The organism is uncultured Lactobacillus sp. (assembly GCF_947367125.1).
GTDB lineage: Bacteria > Bacillota > Bacilli > Lactobacillales > Lactobacillaceae > Lactobacillus.
In genome coordinates this window covers 1-19,371 of sequence record NZ_CANBCQ010000047.1, presented here as the reverse complement: position 1 = coordinate 19,371, position 19,371 = coordinate 1, and the positions used below count along the sequence as shown (strand labels likewise).

Annotated in this window: 19 protein-coding genes; 2 read left to right on the top strand and 17 right to left on the bottom strand. The window is 35.8% G+C overall.

The annotated features are described in order from the left end of the window. Positions 1–680: 680 nt before the first annotated feature. Complete coding sequence (locus Q0Y84_RS11105) at positions 681–1,100, top strand: hypothetical protein (RefSeq protein ID WP_297953658.1); 420 nt, start codon at positions 681–683, stop codon at positions 1,098–1,100. 41 nt (positions 1,101–1,141) lie between these two features. Here Q0Y84_RS11105 and Q0Y84_RS11100 read toward each other — a convergent pair whose 3' ends face one another. The 8 genes from Q0Y84_RS11100 to Q0Y84_RS11065 form a co-directional block, all read right to left on the bottom strand. Next, the gene (locus tag Q0Y84_RS11100; RefSeq protein WP_297953655.1) at positions 1,142–1,903 is read right to left on the bottom strand and encodes a hypothetical protein; all 762 of its coding nucleotides are present in this window, start codon (positions 1,901–1,903) and stop codon (positions 1,142–1,144) included. 14 nt (positions 1,904–1,917) lie between these two features. Beyond that, positions 1,918–6,546: a type IV secretion system protein gene (locus Q0Y84_RS11095; protein ID WP_297953652.1), complete on the bottom strand. Its 4,629-nt coding sequence runs from the start codon at positions 6,544–6,546 to the stop codon at positions 1,918–1,920. A gap of 9 nt (positions 6,547–6,555) precedes the next feature. Continuing rightward, on the bottom strand, positions 6,556–8,862 hold the full coding sequence (locus Q0Y84_RS11090; RefSeq protein ID WP_297953649.1) for a hypothetical protein: 2,307 nt from the start codon (positions 8,860–8,862) through the stop codon (positions 6,556–6,558). 12 nt (positions 8,863–8,874) lie between these two features. Beyond that, positions 8,875–9,930 (bottom strand): hypothetical protein, encoded by a 1,056-nt coding sequence (locus Q0Y84_RS11085; RefSeq protein ID WP_297953646.1) that lies wholly within the window; start codon positions 9,928–9,930, stop codon positions 8,875–8,877. 147 nt (positions 9,931–10,077) lie between these two features. After that, complete coding sequence (locus Q0Y84_RS11080; RefSeq protein ID WP_297953643.1) at positions 10,078–10,371, bottom strand: hypothetical protein; 294 nt, start codon at positions 10,369–10,371, stop codon at positions 10,078–10,080. A 26-nt stretch (positions 10,372–10,397) separates the two neighbouring features. Next, positions 10,398–10,802 (bottom strand): hypothetical protein, encoded by a 405-nt coding sequence (locus Q0Y84_RS11075; protein WP_005729844.1) that lies wholly within the window; start codon positions 10,800–10,802, stop codon positions 10,398–10,400. Between the two features lie 59 nt (positions 10,803–10,861). Beyond that, positions 10,862–11,278 (bottom strand): hypothetical protein, encoded by a 417-nt coding sequence (locus tag Q0Y84_RS11070; RefSeq protein WP_297953638.1) that lies wholly within the window; start codon positions 11,276–11,278, stop codon positions 10,862–10,864. Positions 11,279–11,506: 228 nt separating this feature from the next. Next, a complete protein-coding gene (locus tag Q0Y84_RS11065) occupies positions 11,507–11,752 on the bottom strand; it encodes a hypothetical protein (RefSeq protein WP_005729846.1) in 246 nt (81 codons plus the stop codon). Positions 11,753–12,098: 346 nt separating this feature from the next. Here Q0Y84_RS11065 and Q0Y84_RS11060 point away from each other — a divergent pair, with 346 nt between their 5' ends. After that, entirely contained in the window at positions 12,099–12,521 is a 423-nt protein-coding gene (locus Q0Y84_RS11060; protein WP_297953635.1) for a hypothetical protein, read from the top strand. 113 nt (positions 12,522–12,634) lie between these two features. Here the strand turns inward: Q0Y84_RS11060 and Q0Y84_RS11055 are convergent, their stop codons facing one another. The 9 genes from Q0Y84_RS11055 to Q0Y84_RS11015 form a co-directional block, all read right to left on the bottom strand. Continuing rightward, positions 12,635–13,540: a hypothetical protein gene (locus Q0Y84_RS11055; RefSeq protein WP_297953632.1), complete on the bottom strand. Its 906-nt coding sequence runs from the start codon at positions 13,538–13,540 to the stop codon at positions 12,635–12,637. A 72-nt stretch (positions 13,541–13,612) separates the two neighbouring features. Continuing rightward, positions 13,613–14,488, bottom strand: a complete 876-nt coding sequence (locus tag Q0Y84_RS11050; RefSeq protein ID WP_297953629.1) for a hypothetical protein — start codon at positions 14,486–14,488, stop codon at positions 13,613–13,615. A 9-nt stretch (positions 14,489–14,497) separates the two neighbouring features. Then, positions 14,498–15,103 carry a RadC family protein gene (locus Q0Y84_RS11045; protein WP_297953626.1) on the bottom strand — a complete coding sequence of 202 codons (606 nt, stop codon included), beginning with the start codon at positions 15,101–15,103 and terminating at the stop codon, positions 14,498–14,500. A gap of 96 nt (positions 15,104–15,199) precedes the next feature. Next, complete coding sequence (locus Q0Y84_RS11040; RefSeq protein WP_297953623.1) at positions 15,200–15,751, bottom strand: antirestriction protein ArdA; 552 nt, start codon at positions 15,749–15,751, stop codon at positions 15,200–15,202. Positions 15,752–15,832: 81 nt separating this feature from the next. Beyond that, entirely contained in the window at positions 15,833–16,186 is a 354-nt protein-coding gene (locus Q0Y84_RS11035; protein ID WP_297953620.1) for a hypothetical protein, read from the bottom strand. A gap of 23 nt (positions 16,187–16,209) precedes the next feature. After that, a complete protein-coding gene (locus tag Q0Y84_RS11030) occupies positions 16,210–16,695 on the bottom strand; it encodes a hypothetical protein (RefSeq protein WP_297953617.1) in 486 nt (161 codons plus the stop codon). Between the two features lie 86 nt (positions 16,696–16,781). Next, on the bottom strand, positions 16,782–17,156 hold the full coding sequence (locus Q0Y84_RS11025) for a hypothetical protein (protein WP_005729855.1): 375 nt from the start codon (positions 17,154–17,156) through the stop codon (positions 16,782–16,784). 28 nt (positions 17,157–17,184) lie between these two features. Further along, positions 17,185–17,493, bottom strand: coding sequence for a hypothetical protein (locus Q0Y84_RS11020; RefSeq protein WP_297953612.1), 309 nt, complete (start codon positions 17,491–17,493; stop codon positions 17,185–17,187). A gap of 91 nt (positions 17,494–17,584) precedes the next feature. Further along, complete coding sequence (locus Q0Y84_RS11015) at positions 17,585–19,102, bottom strand: toprim domain-containing protein (protein ID WP_297953608.1); 1,518 nt, start codon at positions 19,100–19,102, stop codon at positions 17,585–17,587. Between the last annotated feature and the right edge of the window lie 269 nt (positions 19,103–19,371).

Genomic DNA, 19,371 nt, shown 5'->3' with positions numbered 1-19,371 from the left:
AAAACAAAAAGAGACCAATCATCTTAGATTGCTCTCCTCAATTACTTATTAACTTCAACAACAAATTATTAATGATAACTAGCTTATCAATAATCACTTCTTTCTACATTTACTTACTCAATAACATTCAACAGTTAACTTGCATTAACCATCTCCTTTCTTTTTTTCATATCAAAAAAGAACATTGAAATTGTTCAATGCTCCTTTATTACTTATCAGTTTAAATTTTTTACGCATGATTTATCAAACGATAAACCAAGACCCTACTCAAGACATACTACTGCTTCAATGGAAGCAATAAAACTAAATAAACCACCTCATACGTCAAATGTGACGCTGTTACAGCTTCAAAAAGTTGTCTGAAAAATAAAAATTTCAATAATGATTTACAAGTTAATTATAGCATGTAACACCATTATTTAGTAACTAACGATTTTAATTTTCCAAAAAGAAAAAGCATCTAAAAAAATAAATCATTAATATTAATATAGTTAAAGCACTTAAAAATATACAAAAAAAAAAAAAAAACAGATAAAAATAGCTAAAAATACTGGTTTCAAAAGTAATTTGCTTTTATAATAGGTAACGTATTTAGTTAAAATTGAAATATGAGCAACTAGTTTTATTTTAGTTTTAAAGTCAAAATATAGTTATGAGTATATTTAGAGAGATTTTTAATTATGATAAAGAAATATGAAATAGGGACAGAATATGATCCTACTGAAGAATTTTGGGAAAATTATGCTTACATCATTAATACGTTCTATCAACAACATCTTAATGATGTCGATGAGCCTCCTGTTCTAACTAATCAAATGGAAACTATCGAAAAAGATTTATATTTTGAATATCGCTTAATGTTAAAGAGCAAGTTAGGCAAAGATCATGATTGTATCTTTGACATTCCATACTACCGTGTATTGACAACAAGTAAAAAGATAGACAAAAAAAGACCACTCTCCGTTTACCAGAAAAATCTTAGACTCAATTCCGACTTTATGAAAGCTATTCGACATGTCTTTGCTACAAATCATGTTGACCACATCAAATTCAAAGACGTAGATGACTCTTCTTATCTAATTGCAACTCAAGAGATATAGAAAAAGGCACATACCTTTATTCAAGGTATGTGCCTTTTTGATTACAATAACTTGTTTAGTTTAATAATCCCGTCTTTTTTCTTTTTAATAGAAAAATTCTCACTCTGTTTTGTTTTTGCTTGATTTTCCTTGGGTTCCAAAATATATCGATCATCAATGGCAACATTACCTACTTCATGATTATCAAAATAGTAAGTCGGACGTTTCAAATACCGCCTTAATGGAAAGTCCCAAACATTCAAGCTATTAGTAATCTCCGTCTGTTTCCATTCCTCTTTAAGCTCATCTAAACGTTTCTCTTGTCCCTTATTGCTTGATTTAAGCAGTTGCTTTTCTAATTTTTTGAATTTACTGCTACTATCTTCATCACTTGGTGACAATGGATTATCTGTCGTACTGTCCCTAACTTGATAAAGAAAGGTAAAAGTATCAAAGAACAGCAATCCATAGCCATTAACCATAGCTCTAGCACAAGCAAGTAGAAAACCAGTGATAGTTGCTAAAATGTTGCCTTGTGGAATTGGAAAAACTTTTCCTAAATATCTAACAAAGATAGTCAAGGGAATAGATCTATCAAGCGAGGGAGGACGCTTTTGTATCTTTTCAGGGGAAATATCAAAAAGAAAGTATCTTAAAGGCGTATACATGCCATAAACTAGTGCCATCCCTAAATTAACAGATTTAGAGAAGTAAATAATATCAATAACAATAGCAATCCAACAAGAAAGTGTAACAAGTCGATTAATCCAAGCTAAAATAACGGAAAATTTAGTATCTTGACGATATAAACGTATCTTTTTCATGAAAAATCATCTCTTTAGTGAGATAAATCAAGAAGCGTGAAATCTTGGTTAGCAGAGTGATTCCCAATAAAATTATGAGGATTAATCTCTGTTGGTGCTAAATGATCGTTAAGATAACTATTGAATTCTAATCGGCTTTCACTATTATCCATGTGCAATCTCAAAGAATCCAAAATTTCTTTTCTAGCCTGTTGTGAAATGACATTATTCTTTGAGAAAACGTCAGGTTCTTGTGTTGAATCAGGAATAAGCCCGTTACCAGTGTCAGTTAAAGGAATACAGTATTGCTGACCAGACATATGCGTATCAAGCATAGTATCTTGGAATGGAGCAGTAACTTGTTCAAATTGACCAGAATCTTTATCTTTCCCCACAATAACTGCTTGATTACCATCTGAGTAGTATCTGTAATCTGAGTAATCATTGTTTAACTTATCAAGAGTTACTGGATGACCGTTTGCTTCTGCACGAGCTAATTGATAACTTGGTGGCATAGTATTGAAGTCAGTAACATCAGATTTAGCTAGACTACCAGAACTACTATAACCGCCAAGCATATCGTCTAGGTTAGGTCCGCCATTTGAGTAAGCACGAGGTACTCTTACATCCCCCAATAGACTATAAGGATTTTCGACACGATGAGTATTTGGATCATATCGTGGACCAATGGTACCGTCTGCACCTACGTCTAAGTTCTGAATAATTTGTTGATCTCCAGATAGGCTAGGGTCACCCCCACCATAATTACCAATGAGGTGATAATCTCCATCTGCTAATTTGGCTTCAATATGTGAACCAGTATTTCCAGTAACTAAACGCAAATCTCCTGGAGCAATACCAGAGCCTTCTCTACCGCTGGCAGATGAAGCATTCTCACGTAATTCTTGAATAGCGTCTCCTGGATTCATTCCAGATGGACCAAATGAATTATTAAAGTCAGCAATTCGTTGTGAAGCAACGTAATCATAAGGATTTACGCCACCAGGAATACCACCACTAAAACTATCACCTCTACCCAAATTACCCATACCTAAAAGACGATTTGGAATACCAAAACCTACGGCATTAGCAGACGCTTGGTCAAAAGCCTGGTTAGTAGAAGATAGAGTGTTTTGATAGTCTGCATAAGCGTCCGCTAAATTAGATTGGATATTTTGCATTCTGTTAGCCTGGTTAGCATTTTCCAGATAACTTTGGAAGCCATCAGCGGTAAAGGCTGTTACCTTACCATTACCATTCATTGCGTCAATGCTGTTATCACCTTGATATACTTGCGCTAAGTCATAAGCAGATACTTGACCAGCAGTTGGATCAGGATTTCCGATATTATTAAGCGTAAATGCACGTTGTCCTGCAAGCTTATTATTCAAACCATAATTCAAAGTCTGTAGTGGAGTATCTGAACCTGTAATTGGAGTTTCAGTAACTAAAGCCTGCCCCGAAACACCATCAATCGCATTCAAGGCTCTTGTTTGAGCTTCTTTAGATACGCCTGCTTGAGACATTCTACGTGATAACTCGTTCTTGTAAGAATCACGATTTACCATACTGCTACCAAAGGCTGAATTATCAGTTTGATCGGGCATACTAAAGACTTTGTTATCGGAATTAATAACTGCGTCTTTACGAGCCAACTCCATTGCTTTAGCTTCACCTTGACGATAACGACTAGAATCCATCCATGACTGCTTATCAGAAAAACCATTTTCAGCGAATTTACCTGCATTAAGTTCGGCATATTTAGCTTTAGCTTGCTGTGAAGCTTTTTCAATTGCATTGCCATCGTAACGTGACATTACTGCTCCATTAGTTGAAGCACCTGCCACAGCTAATGACTGCTGAATATCATTGGCTTGACCATTTTTGCCAACTGAAACTTTATCTGCTTCATCACCTAATGCTTCTTGAGTGGCTTTAGCTAAATCGGTAGCATTACTGTATGAACCTTGAGCCTGTTTTCTAGCGTCTGCAACGGCAAGTCGATCTTGAAAGTCTTGGTCACTTTGCAAGCCTTTCAAATGTTGCTCTTGCTTATTTAGATCTGCAAGCTTGTCATTCATCATTCCAACAGGAATACGGCCTTCTTTGAACTCTTGCTCAACATCTTGTTTCTTTGCTTCAATATTAGCAAGGTTTTGGTCGACAGCCGTACGCCCGTTTTCTGCGTCACGAACAGCTTTATTTTGATCTACTAAGGAGCCGTTAGTCTTTTTATTAGCATTTTTGACTTTATTATCAGTATCTTTTAAATTTGGTTTATTAGTAAAAGTTTTACCTACTCTTCTAAGCTGACCTAACCCAAGTGTAGATAATGGCTTATTGACTAATCGAGCCGCTCTTTCGCCGATTGCACCACCAGAAGCACTTAATGCCAACATTGTTTGCGGATCGCCAGCACCTGCACCTGCCGCCATACCAATTAATGCGCCTGCGCTTGGTCCAACGATACCATTCATCTTCGCAATTCCAGATCGAACGGGCTTACGCCTTTGAAAACCTTGACGGACATTTTTGCCAAGCTTGTTTCTAAAGTCTTTGAAATTCTTAGAGCCTTTAGAAGCACCTTTGACACCATCCTTAAAAGCACCACCGATATTTTTTGCAGTAGATAAACCAGCTCTAGCAGGAGCTAAAGCTAAAGGCAAACTCAAAGCCGCTCCTGCTTTCATGACATTTGAAGTAGAATGATTAATATTATCTAACATATTAGTGCTAATTCCAAACAGCTCTGCTAATGATTTAGATAATGGGCGGAACAGGATCATGATAATGAATCCTACTACTAAAACGCCAAAAACTGAAACATTAGCTTGAGTACCACTACCATGTTGGTTGGCTAGCCCTAACGTAATAGTATTTAAAAATTGTTTGCCTGGATTTTCTTTTTGCCAGTTGATTGCTTGAGCAATACTTGAGGCCGCTCCATCAGTCAAACGTCCATTGTTCCACTGCATGAAGAGTGCCATAAAAGTGATTGTAAGAGCATGAATAATTTGAATAAATACGGTCCCTAAAAAGTCCTTAAGCCAAGCAAAAGTACGGCTTTTACCCCAATTAAATGACCATAAAGATACAAATACAGGTCCAATACCAATTAAAACAGTAAAGGTAATTGCTCTCACAAAGTAGAAGTATTTAATATAGACCGCAAGTCCTACGTATGAAACTAGATAGATAATCTCAAAAACAACACCAGAGAAATCTGATCCACCAAGCAACATACCTGATGAAATAGCATTAATAGTTGATTTATCAAAGCCTAATTTAATAGCTGTATCAAAAACAGAAGTACCATTGCCATCGGGAGCTATGCCACTCATAAAGTCGGCAAAGCCCATTAGCAATTCACCATCCAATTGGAGAATCATATTGACAAAGGCAGGGAATGCGGCTACTCCGACTACAGCAATCATCGTATCAATAATATTTTGATACCAAGCCAGCCTTGAACGAACTGGATCAAAGGCTTGACCCCATCCCATTTTCATTGAAGATACAACCAAGGCAAGAGTGATTAAAGCCCCACCTAAAGCAATCATTGATGGTTGAAGCCAATCAGATACTTGTCTCATTGTACTGTAATCAGATGAAATCGGATAAATCAAAGTATATGGATTGCTTTCGACATCACTAGCTAGTTGAGTAGCGCTTGTCTCACCTGCAAAGATAGTAGCTCCTGCACCATTCTGTTCAAGCCAACTTCCAATCGTACTTGACCAAAAAGCATTCATTAAGGCTTTCCCGATCTTACCCCAAAGAGTAGTAGGTTCAGGCATTTCACCTTTTTCTAGCATTTTCTTTACATCATCAGCAGATGTCTTCTTTGGACCATTGGCAGAATCTTCATATTGTTTCTTTGAAGTTTTCTCAGATTTATTCAATTCTTTTTTGGCTTTACCAGTTGCGTATTTATCCAGCGCTGTCTGCAGAGCCTTATACCACTTAGTAGTTCCCTTTTCTCCACCGTGTTTTTTCAAGTAGGCATTAACCTTTTTCTCAGCAGACGGTGTTAGATCTTTACGCGCTTGGATCAAACCGTCGGTCAAAGTATTCCAAGCTTTTTTCTCGCCTGCTGTTTGTTTACCAATATTCCCTACGTAGTAACCGTCTTTTTCTCTACTACCAACTTTGTCTTCATGACTTGCCCTTTTGTTTAAAATACCAGAAACTGCTTTAAGGAGTGATTTATTGCTACTATATGCTTTAGGGTCAATTCCTAATTGTTTCGCATAACCGTACAACCCCTCAGTTTCCAAACTGGTATTACCATTGCTAGGACTACCATGTATTTGTTTTTTAGAAAGTTTGCCTTTTTGCTTTAACCAAGATTTAGCTGTTTGAGCATTATTGGCATAACCACCAGTAGAATAATGATTACCGAATTGCTTAAAGTTCCCTTTAACCCAGTCAAGACCTTGATCCCAACCAGCTTTAAGAATGTTAAGCGTTTTATGCGACCAGTCTAAATTACCATGCTTATCAGTGATATTAAGATGAACCCTAGATGTATCAGCAAGTACAGTTAATCCTTTAACTTCAATTCCAATACCACAAAGAGCAACTGCTACGGTTAAACTGATAATTAATCTTTTGAAGAATTTGCCCCAATTTACATTGCGGAGCCATTCTAGTATTCTATGCACAATTCACCACTACCCTTCGATTGCTTTGTTGATCGCTTCGATAGCATTTCGATTCTTTCGAGCTTGACCAACAGCACGGTTAGATTCTACGAAGTCCATTTCTTTTCGACTTGGATTAGTTCTAATCCAGATGCTCTCTCCTTCTTCACGGAGGATTCCCTCACCAGGATCGGGGTTACCAGTCAAAATATCTAAGGCTCCGTCAGTTAAATCAACCGTTTCTTTCATTAATTGTCGGTGTTCAGGCTTGGTTGCCAAAACAAACATAAACTCAGAGTTAGTTACTAAGGCTTTGGCTTTAGGGTTACCTTGGAATCTTTCAATATCCTGTGTAAGCCAAGTAATAGAGCCGTTACGTTTACGATCACGTCTTACAATGACTTCAAAGAAAGCTGACATTTCAGGATCATCAATAAATTGCAGAATTTCGTCTGCATCCAGAACTTTCTTAGTCATTGCTTTAGCAGGATTTTTCATCCAACGTTCCCAGAGATATTGTGTTAATACGTAGTAGGCTACACGCTTAATTGAACCCTCAAGCTGTGAAATATTAAAGTTTACGTATTTATAGTCATTTAACAATGGACTACGCCCACGTCCAAAGAAAGTCTGACCATCAAAGATTGGACGTTTACCATCTCTTAGGTAAAGCTTTAAAGCGTCAAGCAGTCTTGAAACTTTAGCACTTGGCTGACCATCTTCTTCTGTGTTTTGTAAGACAAGCTTTTGATAAATATCACTTAATGTTGGTTCAGGCTTTGGAAGATGATCTTGATAAACGTCATTAACTATTCCTGCTTTATCAAGATAAAGTGAGTTAGGATCTTCGGTAATTTGTAAATCATCAATTACAGAATCGATCGCATCATCAAGCAGGTTTTTCTCACCTACGTTCATTTTGCGTTCGTCACCGTTACTGGTAAGGATAACGTTAACAAAACCTTCGATATTCGAAGTAGTTTGTGAAATGTTTACTTGTTGAACATACTTAGAACCATCCTTATGAGTTACTACTTGACGATGGTCATCATCGTTTAAACGAATTTGTTCTTCCATCTCAGCAGGAGATAATTGATGTCCTGTTGAGTCAGTCATTGTTTCTTCTTCAAGAGGTGTTTCAAATAATGACAAAGCACATGGATTAATTACAAATCTTGCATTAGCAGTAATCGTTAGGTTCAATTGTCCTAATTTCTTAGCTAATAGAACATATTCACCATCGGGATCAATAGAACGGTGTTCGAAACCCAAAATAGCAACTTCTCTGGCGATCTTAATCTTGTTAGATGCTGATTTACCACCACCAGATTCACCTACAATTCCCATGTTATAGTTTACTGGACGGTGGGTTTCAGTCCCAAAGATATTCAGAAACTCAGTATTCTGCGATGGTGTGGCTTGATTATTTCCAAAGGGGATACCACCGTTGAATCTACCACTCGCATTACGGGCAATATCCATGACCGCTAAAGATTTACGGTCTACGTTACGGTAAGTATCATCTAAATAACTAATTCGGGCACCCAGCGGTAATGTGGTAAGAAAGCCAGATTTTTGTCTTTTAGCATATGGGGTTACAGAAATACCTTCGTTAGCCAGCAAGTCTGATGCCACACCAAAGTTTTTATTGACATCACGGTCACTTGTTCCCCAAACAATCATGCTAATCGCAACATCATAAAGACGGTTTTCATCAAATTGAATTTCGTCAAGTAAGTTATCAATATCGTTGTATTTAGCAATGTTTTCACGCAACTGGAAGCTTTGACCTTTTTCATTTTGATATTCAGCGTTTGCACGAATTACGTTTAACATGTTAGACAAGTCATGCATAGTATCTCTACGTGTCCGAGGGACAATATCAAGAGTTAGATCAATATTTCCTTGTGCTAAAAGCTCTTGAAAAACTTGAGTATCGAGCATACGAGGATAACCGCTTGGGGGAACATAAGCCGCTATGCCATAAGTCTTAGACTTCATGTTCTCACGCATAATAAACTCATCTTGCATAAGATCATCTGTTGACCAATAACTTGGTCCAATGACATTTAGCAAAGATGGTTGACCTAAAACAGTTGTAGGTGCATCCCGATTGTCATAGTATTCATCTTCTGGATCTTGATCGTCTTCTTCATCAGGAGACTCGCCAGTACCCGCAGGATTTTGTGATAGATCAATATATCCATCCTCTTCAGGGGCTTGTTCAAACCTTTCATCGTCTGAATCGTAGTTTTGCTGGTCTTCATCCGTATATTGTTCATCATCTGGAAGATCTTGTTTCTCACGTTTTTTCTTAAACAATGAAGCTAAACTCATTTAAACCACCTCTTAACTTAAATCTTTGAAATCATCTGGGTTAAAAATATCATCATCGTCAGTATCAGCAGAACTATCATACTCATTAACATTTGTAGAATTTGAAGAGTTATTATCTTCATCATAACTATCTTCGTAATAGTCCTTGCCTTGAGAAAGCATAGCTTCGTTATGCTTCTTCTGTTGTGCAAGCAAAATATCTCTTGCACGATTGATTGCTTCGGTTTCAATATGAATACGTTGTTGAACATCTTTAAAGTACTTATCAGATTGAAAGGCACTAGAGAAAATTTGAAACTTCTGTTGACGAACCACGTCTTCTAACCGCACTCTAACTGAACTTTCACGATTAAATGTCTTGTAAATAACTTCCAATAAACCAAAAGTATCAAGCTGAGCTAAAGCATGGTCTGCACGTTTTAACAAACCATTACCACGATCGATTTGACGAATCAGTTTTTCGGCCGCTTTTTCATGTATCTGTTGCTCAATGACAGCAGGAGTATCACCATACACTTCATCTGGATTAATAATCGCCATAAATTGCAAATAGGCTCGGTTTTCAAAACGATCAGTTTGTCTTTGATAACTCAAAGTGTCTTCAATAACTTCTTGAGCATATTGCTTCATCTGCGGATTAGACCCAATAATTCTCTGTGAATTATCCTTTAAACGATTTAAGAAGTCGGTCATTTCCACTCGCTGACTTTGAGATGTTTCTTTCAAAGGATTTTTTAAACCATTGAAAAAGATTTCTTGAATAGCATTTTGCTGTGCCAGTTCATCATCAGTTTTCAGAAATGGATTAGACTGTTGCATTTCAGCTAAGGCAATAAACATTCGTGAGTTATTTCCTGTTTCGTACTCAATCATGCCATTTCGAATATCAACGATACCTGCTTCCTGCAGTAAATCCTCCCAATTGTTCCAATCGTCAAAGGTTACATCGTCTTCGTACTCAGGCGTTTCTGATGGGTCTTCATCTTCATCTTCATCATCATCTAATTCATCTCCTGAACGATCTCTTGGAGTTAAATCAAAATTCTTTTTTTGCGAGTGTCGCCACATAATGTAGCCCCCAATAGTAAGAGCTAAAACTACGGCAACAATAGATATAAATACTAAAATTTTAGACACCTCTTTTAGAATTAGCGTTAAAGCAAACAGTCAACCTACCTAGCATTGGATGGGTTGACTGCTCAATTTAGCGTACTTCTAACGTCTTCTTCTTCTTTGCCCTTCGTTAGTGCCATTGCCAAATAAAGCCTTCCAAAAGCCATTTTGTTGAACACTCATGGCAAATTTGCCAGGTTTCATCAAAAGAAAACCAAAGAGCCAGATACCACCAGAAACGAAAATGATAATAAATGGATCATTATGAGTTACGAACATCATGTCTAAGAAAAAAACTAGCCAGACAACAAAAGTAAGAATCAGAGTCAAACCAGCCTTATTCCCTACACTTCGTTTAGTATTAAGTCTTTTAATATTATTATTTTTACGTGGCATATTAATATCTCCTTTCTCTCAAATTACTAATCAATTCGTCTCTTTTTGACATAAGGCAATCTTGCATTTACAGGGTGCCGATTTGGTTGAATGTTAATGTAAGTTCCAACCTCACGTCTTAGAAAACGATAATTAATCATTAACTGTGTACTCTCGTAATAAAGCAAGTCTCCCTGTTTATCACGAATGGGTTTAAAAGCTACAATGCCAAATGGGACGAGTACAGCTACAAATGCCATACCAGCAATTACGATTGAAGCTCCAACACCAGTACCGATTGAAAGCAAGATATTATTTAAGATCGTATAAATGACGCTTCCTAAAATAATTCCACTCGCTGTAATACCGACTTGAAGCCAGCTCGCAAACCCTAATACCTTTTTCTGTGCGCCAGATAAATTTACGATTAAAACTTGTCTGCTACCACCCATTGTGTAAAACACTCCCTCCCTGCGGTTACTAGGACAATTTGCTTAATTGCTTAAGCTATTTATTGTTGACCGTTGACAGAAATACCAGTAGCCATTGCAACTAAGGCTTGAGCGTGAAGGACTACAACTTCACCAACAATGATGAAAAACAGACCAACGATAGCATTTGTTCTTGTACGGCTATCACCAACCATAGCTGATGCCCCGATCTTCATCCCACATACGACCGCTGACAAGATAAGAACAACGGTTGCAAAGTCTTGCAATGGCCCTAAGAAACCGAAGAAAATATCGGCAAATGTTTTAGCACCTGCAGAGTCGCCAGAAGTTCTTGAGCTTGGATCGTATTGTGCAAAAGCAACTACGCTAGTCAACTTAGTGCCAAAGTAGGCAGAAAGAAGGCCAATCCAAAATCTAATGGCGGTCACGTGTTCAGCAATAAACGTTCTGAAAGAAGTTTTTGCAATACTTGACATAACCCTTACCCCTTTCCTTAAAAATAATTCGTAGTTCAAATGCAAAAGAAAAGCCACAATTCTTTTTTCTCCTTTTACATCCAGGAGAAAGTTGAATCGTGGCTCTCTATAAGCCTTTTAAACTGTCAGAAGAATTAATGACTAATCTGATTTGCATTTTTGCTACATAAATTATTCTAAGTTAATAGTAAAAAATACGATTGGTTGTCTATAAAGTAGGAAAAATCCTCATTCAATGTCACCATTCACAGAAAAGATTTCTCCCGAAGTGATTCTATGCAATAACTCATGATCTGAAAGCAGAGTCATTCCTACTTGACCTGTATCAGTCAAATAGATGCTTCCATCATCTTGCAGAATTAAATAAACTTTTAAATCTTTTTCTGTAGGTAACCGATAACGTTCATTTACTTTACGTGTTTCTTGAAGAATCGGTTCTTCAATTTCCTTTGATGCTCTCTTCAAATAAGTCATAACCATGCTCCTTGTTTTGCACTACATGTGGTGTATTTAAATTGTAAAATGAAAAAACATTTTAGCCTTTTATTAGTCCAAATTAATCAAAACTAAAGGTTGATTTGCAATCTACTGAAAAAGTAGAAAAAAGATAGCATAAAGCTATCATGACATTGCGACTCTTTTAGGGATGTCAAAACAATATTTTCACTTCAACTGGTAAAACACTAGAAAGAACCGAAAGAAAAGGCCATTAATTAGCAACTTTAAACCTTCTTTTTCAAACTAAAATACCCAAAATAGAGTAAAGTCCTTCTGATTATTAATTACTTCTAAAATGAAAGAAAAGAAATCGGAGGGAAAAATGAGTATAAAAATTAATGTCTTACTTGGTTTTAGTTTTCATCTTGCAACAATGATTAATATTGGAGTGCTAATTCAAGCAGGAATTTTGTTGCTTCTTATTAAATTAAACCTGCCAAAAAAGTATTGGCCTAACAGAAAAGAATTTATCAAACGTTATGTCTTTGATGTACATTCGGGTGAATTCAATGAGATCCTATTTTACGCTGGAATAGGATGCGATTTGCTTTCAGAAATCATGTTTTGGTTTTTCTGTGATGTCCATAGCCCTGAGCAAAGCGCTTTTCTATTTTTAGGTTTAGGCATATTCTTTCAAATACTTGCTTTTGGCTTAATTAATATTTGTGCTATATCAATTAGCCTAACCTATCGAACTGATCGCAAGATTGAATTAATGCAAGAGCGATCGAATGATCTTTATTAGTTTTAGGAAAAAAGCACCAGCAAAAATCTTTTCTAAAATTAATAAATGATTCAAAATCAGAGTAAAAAGAAAAAGCCGACTCTCTCAATAAAAGAGAACCGACTTTTTTGATCCTACAAAACAGCTTGGACTTTAGCCTGTGTTAGTGATGTTGTCGGAATAACTTTAAAATTATCATCAAGATAATTTTTAACGAACGCTAGCAAACGCTCAAAATCCCGATAACCATCCCACTGGAGGATTGCTTTATCATCACCTAAGTTAGCATAAATATCTTGCTCAAGCGTGAAATTAGTAGCAACGTCTTTTTGCCAACCTTTAATAGTTTGTGCATTAGTAATTGCATAATCATAAAAGGCATAGTTAGTAGAGCGGTCGCCAGAAATTAAACCCTTAATTAAGTCGTTAAGCTCCATCTCAGAAAAATCCATTAAATGCTGATCTTTAGTGCGTACAAATTCAGACTTAATTGCCTGAATCAGATAAGCATAACCAAGCAAATATGCTTTAGAGATATAGGAGTAACGTACAAAAGGCTTACGCTTGCGATAGTAGGTATCAGTATAGTGTTTATAAAGTTCTGATGCGTCTGACAAAATCAAGAAGCGTCTATAATATTCATTCTCTTGCATTCTAAAATACAAAGGAATGCAATATGTTTGGTCACTTTTACCAAACAGACCTAGTTCTTGTTGTTTTTTATCAGAAACAAAAATTACATCTTTTACTTTGTTGGTACTGGTCTTAGCGTTAGTCCGAAAACCGATATATGGATAAATGATTTTTGCACTTTCTAATAGCTGTTCATCAGTCCATTTGTAAGAACTGTAAATTGCCATAGCAAGTTGCTTAAATTTACCATACAGGTTTGCCTTAGCAGAATAAAACTTACGATTAAGATGCAGAACCTCTAGGTGAGCTTCATTTCTCAAGGGAATAATATTATCCTGTTTAGGTGTCTCGGCTATTGCATTGACCATATCAAACAAATTTAATTGCTCATACTTTTCATCTGTCATAATTATCACCATGCAAAAAAAGAGCGACACAAAATTGTGTGTTGCTCTTTTTATTCCTCTATTACTTAAGCATTATTCGAAAAGCTTGAAATACTGTTTAGGAAAATCAGCAATCATATCAATATATGATTCCTTATCTAGCTCTAAGTTTGGAGCTAGATTCTCATTAGTAGAGAATTCCTTAACAGCTTTACTCAAGTAGGTACGAATAATGAAATAAATTGCTTGCTCTTCGCCCATACCATGTTCTGCAAATTTTTCTGCAAACTTACGAACTTGGTTTGAAAAAATGTTAATGGTAAAAGATTTAGAACCTCCGATTCTTTGAAACTTCAACGTAGCCACTAGGTACTTTGAATTGCTTACAGAAGTGCTAAACCCACCAAAACTAATCACATTAGCGATCAAATTGAATTTTTTAATTAAATTACTGTAAACAGCTTTAATTAAATCAATCTGATTATCATTAAATGGTGCCAGAAAGTCATATTTAGCGTCTGCACTCTGATTAAATTCAGAGAACTTAGCGCCAAGAACCATTGCTTGTGCGGAATCCAACATAATGTCTTCATCCTGATGCAATGCTTCCAACTGCCGATAACCATAATGATGTTTTTTCGTAAAGGCAGGATCATAAGCTTCGTCAATTTGATAATTGCCGACTACATAAATGATCTGTTTACCGACTTCCTTCAACAATTTACTCTGCAAAGTTTGAGTACTTTGTGGCTTTAATTGATCTAACGAAAGTCTGACCTCAACTTTAAAGTGATGCTTATTTTCATGGGGCAATTTGAAATTAAAGCCTAAGCCATTGCTTATATCTTTAAAAGTATAAACATTGGTTTCAACATCGCTAGGGATGTATCTTTTAGCAATTAATTTCCAATTTTGTTTTACATTATTTGCTACTTCTTCAAAGGAAGCAGACTTTGTTACTTCAATCATATTTTCTCCTTATAAAATCATATTCTCCCTTAATGATAGGTAACTACCTCCACCAACAATAAAATGATCTAAGAAATTGATATTCATCGTTTTAGCAAGTGAACTGATGGATTCAGTGAAGTGAATATCATTACGAGATGGTTGTAAATCACAAGATGGATGATTATGCATAATAAAAAATCCAGCTGCGTTGTTCATAATTGCACTGCGAAATACATCTCTTGGGACTGCTATACTGCGATCAATAGAACCAACTGTAATACAATCATCAGCTAATACACGATTATGAATATCAACCGAAATAACATGTAGTTCTTCATGCTCCAGATTGCTGTACTTATTTGCTAAGTATGTGCCAAGTTCAACAGATGAAGTAAATTTCATGAATTTATCTGACTTATCAGATAATTCATCAGCAAGAAATTTAACATAAGCGTGTTGAGCAACAGGGCTTAAGCTATCAAAAAGCACGTTTTCATTTAGGTCATTAAACAGATAATCAAGAGTAGTAATACCCTTTGAAACTAAATCCTCTTTAATTACGCTAAGAAGCTCGGTTCTTGACATCTCTGGTACAGCTTTAGCTTCCGCAATATTCTTAATGTTGTTTTTCATGATTTTTTCCTTTCAAAATAAAAAGAAAATGATGGTTAAATCATTCTCCTAAAAATACTTATTTCTAATTTCTTATCTTCTAACTTTACGGCATCATTAATTAATAAAACTAATTGAATCTTCGTAAGTACTGTTGTACTTATCAATAAAGGAATTGATAAGATCTGTAGCCATAAATTTAAGATCCGCTTGAAATTCTTGTTCAGTTGCCGTGTTTAAATATCCATTCTCCCAATATAAATATGAATCGGACAAGTTAAACTTCGGTCCCAGATCATGAATAATTTGGGTTGGAGTCTCTCCTGCAAGCATCTGGTCAAGATCGCTGTCATCATCATACCGAGTGTATTGAGTAACAGTATCATCTGTACCGATACCTTCACGAAGTTTCCAATACAAGTCTTCAAGACTACCAACGTTTTCTTCATTAAGGGCTTTAGCAAGCTTATTTAAGTTTTCCAAAGAATCATCTTCGCCAATTTTAAATGGAGCTTCATAGTCTGAGATAAAGTATTCATCTCCAACAGCACCATTGATCTTGTCAATGATGTCTTCCTTGACACTAGCAACTGGCAACTTAGTCCATTGACCAGTTAATTCACCTGCGTTGTATGCGCCTAATGAACTTACGTAAACGTTAATTTCCATAATTTTTACCTCCAAAAATAAAAAGAGACAAGCACAAGCTTCTCTCCACATTTATTACTTAATTTCTCTATTGCATAATTTCTAAGCGTAACGATACAAATCCCAATCATTGACGTACTCGTCTGGATCAACGGTAATTAACCTCTCAAGAATATCTCGATTTTCATCGAAAGATCTTTCAAAGTAATCATCACCTGCTAGATCAGCAAGATCTTCACGTGGGATGTGAAGCGCCAATAGCTTGCCATTAACTCTAAATATAACTAACAGATAGCCACCAAAGACATCATGCATACCAACAAAGGCACACATATAAACTTTGCCGTTCACGGTTAGATATTTACCATTAATATCGCCTGAAGGGGTTAAGTCGTCCTGAGTAAAAAGCCCCTTTTCGGTTGAGATTAATTCATCGTACGTTTCAATTTCTGGCATGACTTTTCTTCCTCTCTCGTCATTTAAAACAGATTTATACGATCAGCGTTACTAGGATAGTCCTGCTTAAGGGATGCACCGACATGATGCAAAAAAGCAACGGCTTGCTCAGCTTTAGCTTTATCTAAGACAAAACTATTTTCCAATACGTAAACAACTGCATTGTTATTACTCTTGTCACAATCTGGATAAGAAAAGTTAACGAAGTAATTAGCTAACGATGCATAAAGCTTATCTTTAATCTGCTTCTTGTTTTTACAATTTTTGAAAGCTTCCGTTTGAATCTTAGTCGTCAAGATAAAGCGTGTATTTGGAACAATCCAAACCATCTCAATCTTGTTAAGTAAGACTGTCATAACGCCAGTACAAGAAAAAATTTCTCTAGGCAAGACAGAATTGCTAAGATCTCTAATATCTACGCTTGCACGTTGACAGTTTTGAAACTCATACCTTTTGGCCAAAGTTTCAAGCAAGACAACAATATCTTTCAAAATAGTTTTTTCTTTCATTTTTGTACCTCTTTAACAACAAAAAAGGCCAATAAATCAATCAAGATTTATTGGTCTTCCTAATAATACTTATATCAATCGTTTAGTTATCGATTAATACTACTCTTTTGCAACATCTTAGCTTTGAAAACATTGACCAGTGCGCTATTCAATAGCTTAATCCAGTTGTCCTCATAGTTACATGAGGCCCAAACGGATTGTAATGCGTTTGAATAAACGACTGCTTCAAAAGCTGTACCAAGATCAAGCTTCACGAATAAAGAAAGTGATTCTTCAAATTCCCGATCATCTGCCAAGACAAAATTTAAAATGTCATAGGCTGTCTTAATCTTGGCTGACCGTTTAATCCAACTATGGGAGCCATCATCATTTGGAATAACATTCTTCATGATGAACGCAATCTCATGATCGTATAGTTTCTCCAGCTTTAATGTTAGGTTAGTGTAAGTTTCCCGTTCCATTTTTAATACCTCTCTTTAATAAACTACATTAGTTAGTTTTGTTTTGCACGTTTAAGACTGTTTCACCAATCAAGTCATTTAATTCAGGAATTTCATGATTAACTTGCTGACAGTCTTGATAGACAATCCGATAAGTTTCTTCATGATATAAGTCCCTAATGCCAATTTCCAGATTAGAATTAGAAGCTGTCGGTTCAACGACATAATCATCATTTGCAAAAGCTTGGATGCTGTCGGTTTGCAGTTTCTTCATTTCATAAATAGCGTCTACAATATTTTCGTATTCGCCAATTTGACTAGTTTTGCCTTCATCGTTTGTTAAAAGTAACAAATACATTTTTATACCTCGCTCTAAACACAAAAAGACCAGTAAATCAAATTGATTCATTGGTCTTCTTTTAATACTTAGTTTGTTTTCAGAAAGATAGCTATTTATACGGTGTTACTTGCACTTCAATCCCAGCACTAAGAGCATCATCAATGCCTTTTGCTTTATCTGGTTGCCACACAGCTAACTGTACTTTGAAACCATTTTCATGAAGCATATTGATTAAATTGGAGTAATTATATGCCACCTGATCGTTTTGTAGCATGTCCATGTCATAAGCGATTGTTACAGTAGTTACATGTAACTTTTTAAGCATAGGCAAGAACTTGCGGTAAGAATTAACACCAGCAACAGCTAAAACATCACGACCGTAATCATCTAGTTGTTCTTTAGTAAAAGCTTTAGATAATTTCATAGCAGTAATGTAACCCTTTAAACCACCTTCAGTTACCCAAATTGCTTTAGGCTTATCAATATATTTTTGCAAGCATTGACGTTCTTCAGGATTATTAGGATTGAGCTGAGCAACAGTTGGATTATAAGCAACTTGAACAGGCCACTTTCCAGTAGTGTCAGCACCGTCTTTCTCTGAAAGAGAAGAAACCCAATAATATTTAGCTTCTGAACTTACTTCAAAAGTATAATTTTCCTTCATTACGTCAACACCATAGCTAAGAGTAACTTCCTTTTTACCATCTAATTTGCCTTTAGCAATCATTTCTTTTTTGCCAAACGCATAACAATAAACAGAATATGTATCATCATTAATGTAGACTTTTAAATCTCCTTCATTAAGATGTAAGCCTTGCTTAATGACTGCATATTTCTTGGGATGATCTATTCTGATTTGAAAAGCACGAATACGATTATATTCATCGTAATAAGGAATCAACATTCCTTCTGGAGCGTGCTTTTCGTTTTTACCGTTCACTGTTGAAAAATTAGGGAAAGAAAAATCTTGTCCCCTAAAGCTAGCAGTTGATAAATAAAAACCTGGAACTCCATGCCATAGATTCTCTGGCAATTTGTATTTCTTAAGGACATTATTCCATCTGGAAAGACAAATAATCTTGCCATCATCACTTGGCTTGAGTTTAGCTTGGATAAAGTATGGCTTACCATCTGCCCTTTTTAAATAAAAAGAACCGAAGCCACGTGAATGATGAAGATTAATATCTTCATCACTTAACCCACGCTTTTTGAGATTTTCCAAATGAGATTGAGTTAATGGATATGCTTGGAGCAATAAGCGATACATGGTATCTGTTACTTTTGGGGATGCCATTGGAAAAGTATGGTTATAATTGATCGCATTAGCGTCAAACTTAACTGCTTCATCCAGGTTTACCAATTTGTACAGATAGCCGCCTATCGCTTTAATATCCTTGACATACTTAAATCCATTAATGGATTCGGTTGTTTGCTTAACTCTTTGACAGATAATCTTAGTACCAGTTGCATTGACTTGACACCAAGTTTTATGACCACAAATAGGACAAGATGCACCTGCAAAACGCAAGAAGTGTACATTTTGATTTTTGTAATCAATGTCCTTCATACCATTGGGAGTTAAGTTACCGCCAAAACGCATTTCAAGCTCTGATAATTTAGTTACCATTTTGTTTCCCTTCCATAAAAATATTACTTACGCCACAATTCTTAATGTTAATTTCTTATTTAAAATCACACCTTTCACTTTTACATATCAAAAAAGAAACATCGAAAATGCTCAATGTTCCTTAATTACTTACTAACTTTTAAAAATTTTTACGCATGACTTACCAAACGATAAATCAAGAACTACATTAAGACATACTACTGCTTCAATGGAAGCAATAAAACTAAATAAACCACCTAATACGTCAAATGTGACGCTGTTACAACTTT

Bases quoted from the DNA above. Each gene is read 5' to 3' on its own strand.
- Q0Y84_RS11105 (WP_297953658.1), top strand. From the start codon at position 681: ATGATAAAGAAATATGAAATAGGGACAGAATATGATCCTACTGAAGAA.
- Q0Y84_RS11100 (WP_297953655.1), bottom strand. From the start codon at position 1,903: ATGAAAAAGATACGTTTATATCGTCAAGATACTAAATTTTCCGTTATT.
- Q0Y84_RS11090 (WP_297953649.1), bottom strand. From the start codon at position 8,862: ATGAGTTTAGCTTCATTGTTTAAGAAAAAACGTGAGAAACAAGATCTT.
- Q0Y84_RS11085 (WP_297953646.1), bottom strand. From the start codon at position 9,930: ATGTGGCGACACTCGCAAAAAAAGAATTTTGATTTAACTCCAAGAGAT.
- Q0Y84_RS11080 (WP_297953643.1), bottom strand. From the start codon at position 10,371: ATGCCACGTAAAAATAATAATATTAAAAGACTTAATACTAAACGAAGT.
- Q0Y84_RS11075 (WP_005729844.1), bottom strand. From the start codon at position 10,802: ATGGGTGGTAGCAGACAAGTTTTAATCGTAAATTTATCTGGCGCACAG.
- Q0Y84_RS11070 (WP_297953638.1), bottom strand. From the start codon at position 11,278: ATGTCAAGTATTGCAAAAACTTCTTTCAGAACGTTTATTGCTGAACAC.
- Q0Y84_RS11065 (WP_005729846.1), bottom strand. From the start codon at position 11,752: ATGACTTATTTGAAGAGAGCATCAAAGGAAATTGAAGAACCGATTCTT.
- Q0Y84_RS11060 (WP_297953635.1), top strand. From the start codon at position 12,099: ATGAGTATAAAAATTAATGTCTTACTTGGTTTTAGTTTTCATCTTGCA.
- Q0Y84_RS11055 (WP_297953632.1), bottom strand. From the start codon at position 13,540: ATGACAGATGAAAAGTATGAGCAATTAAATTTGTTTGATATGGTCAAT.
- Q0Y84_RS11050 (WP_297953629.1), bottom strand. From the start codon at position 14,488: ATGATTGAAGTAACAAAGTCTGCTTCCTTTGAAGAAGTAGCAAATAAT.
- Q0Y84_RS11045 (WP_297953626.1), bottom strand. From the start codon at position 15,103: ATGAAAAACAACATTAAGAATATTGCGGAAGCTAAAGCTGTACCAGAG.
- Q0Y84_RS11040 (WP_297953623.1), bottom strand. From the start codon at position 15,751: ATGGAAATTAACGTTTACGTAAGTTCATTAGGCGCATACAACGCAGGT.
- Q0Y84_RS11035 (WP_297953620.1), bottom strand. From the start codon at position 16,186: ATGCCAGAAATTGAAACGTACGATGAATTAATCTCAACCGAAAAGGGG.
- Q0Y84_RS11030 (WP_297953617.1), bottom strand. From the start codon at position 16,695: ATGAAAGAAAAAACTATTTTGAAAGATATTGTTGTCTTGCTTGAAACT.
- Q0Y84_RS11025 (WP_005729855.1), bottom strand. From the start codon at position 17,156: ATGGAACGGGAAACTTACACTAACCTAACATTAAAGCTGGAGAAACTA.
- Q0Y84_RS11020 (WP_297953612.1), bottom strand. From the start codon at position 17,493: ATGTATTTGTTACTTTTAACAAACGATGAAGGCAAAACTAGTCAAATT.
- Q0Y84_RS11015 (WP_297953608.1), bottom strand. From the start codon at position 19,102: ATGGTAACTAAATTATCAGAGCTTGAAATGCGTTTTGGCGGTAACTTA.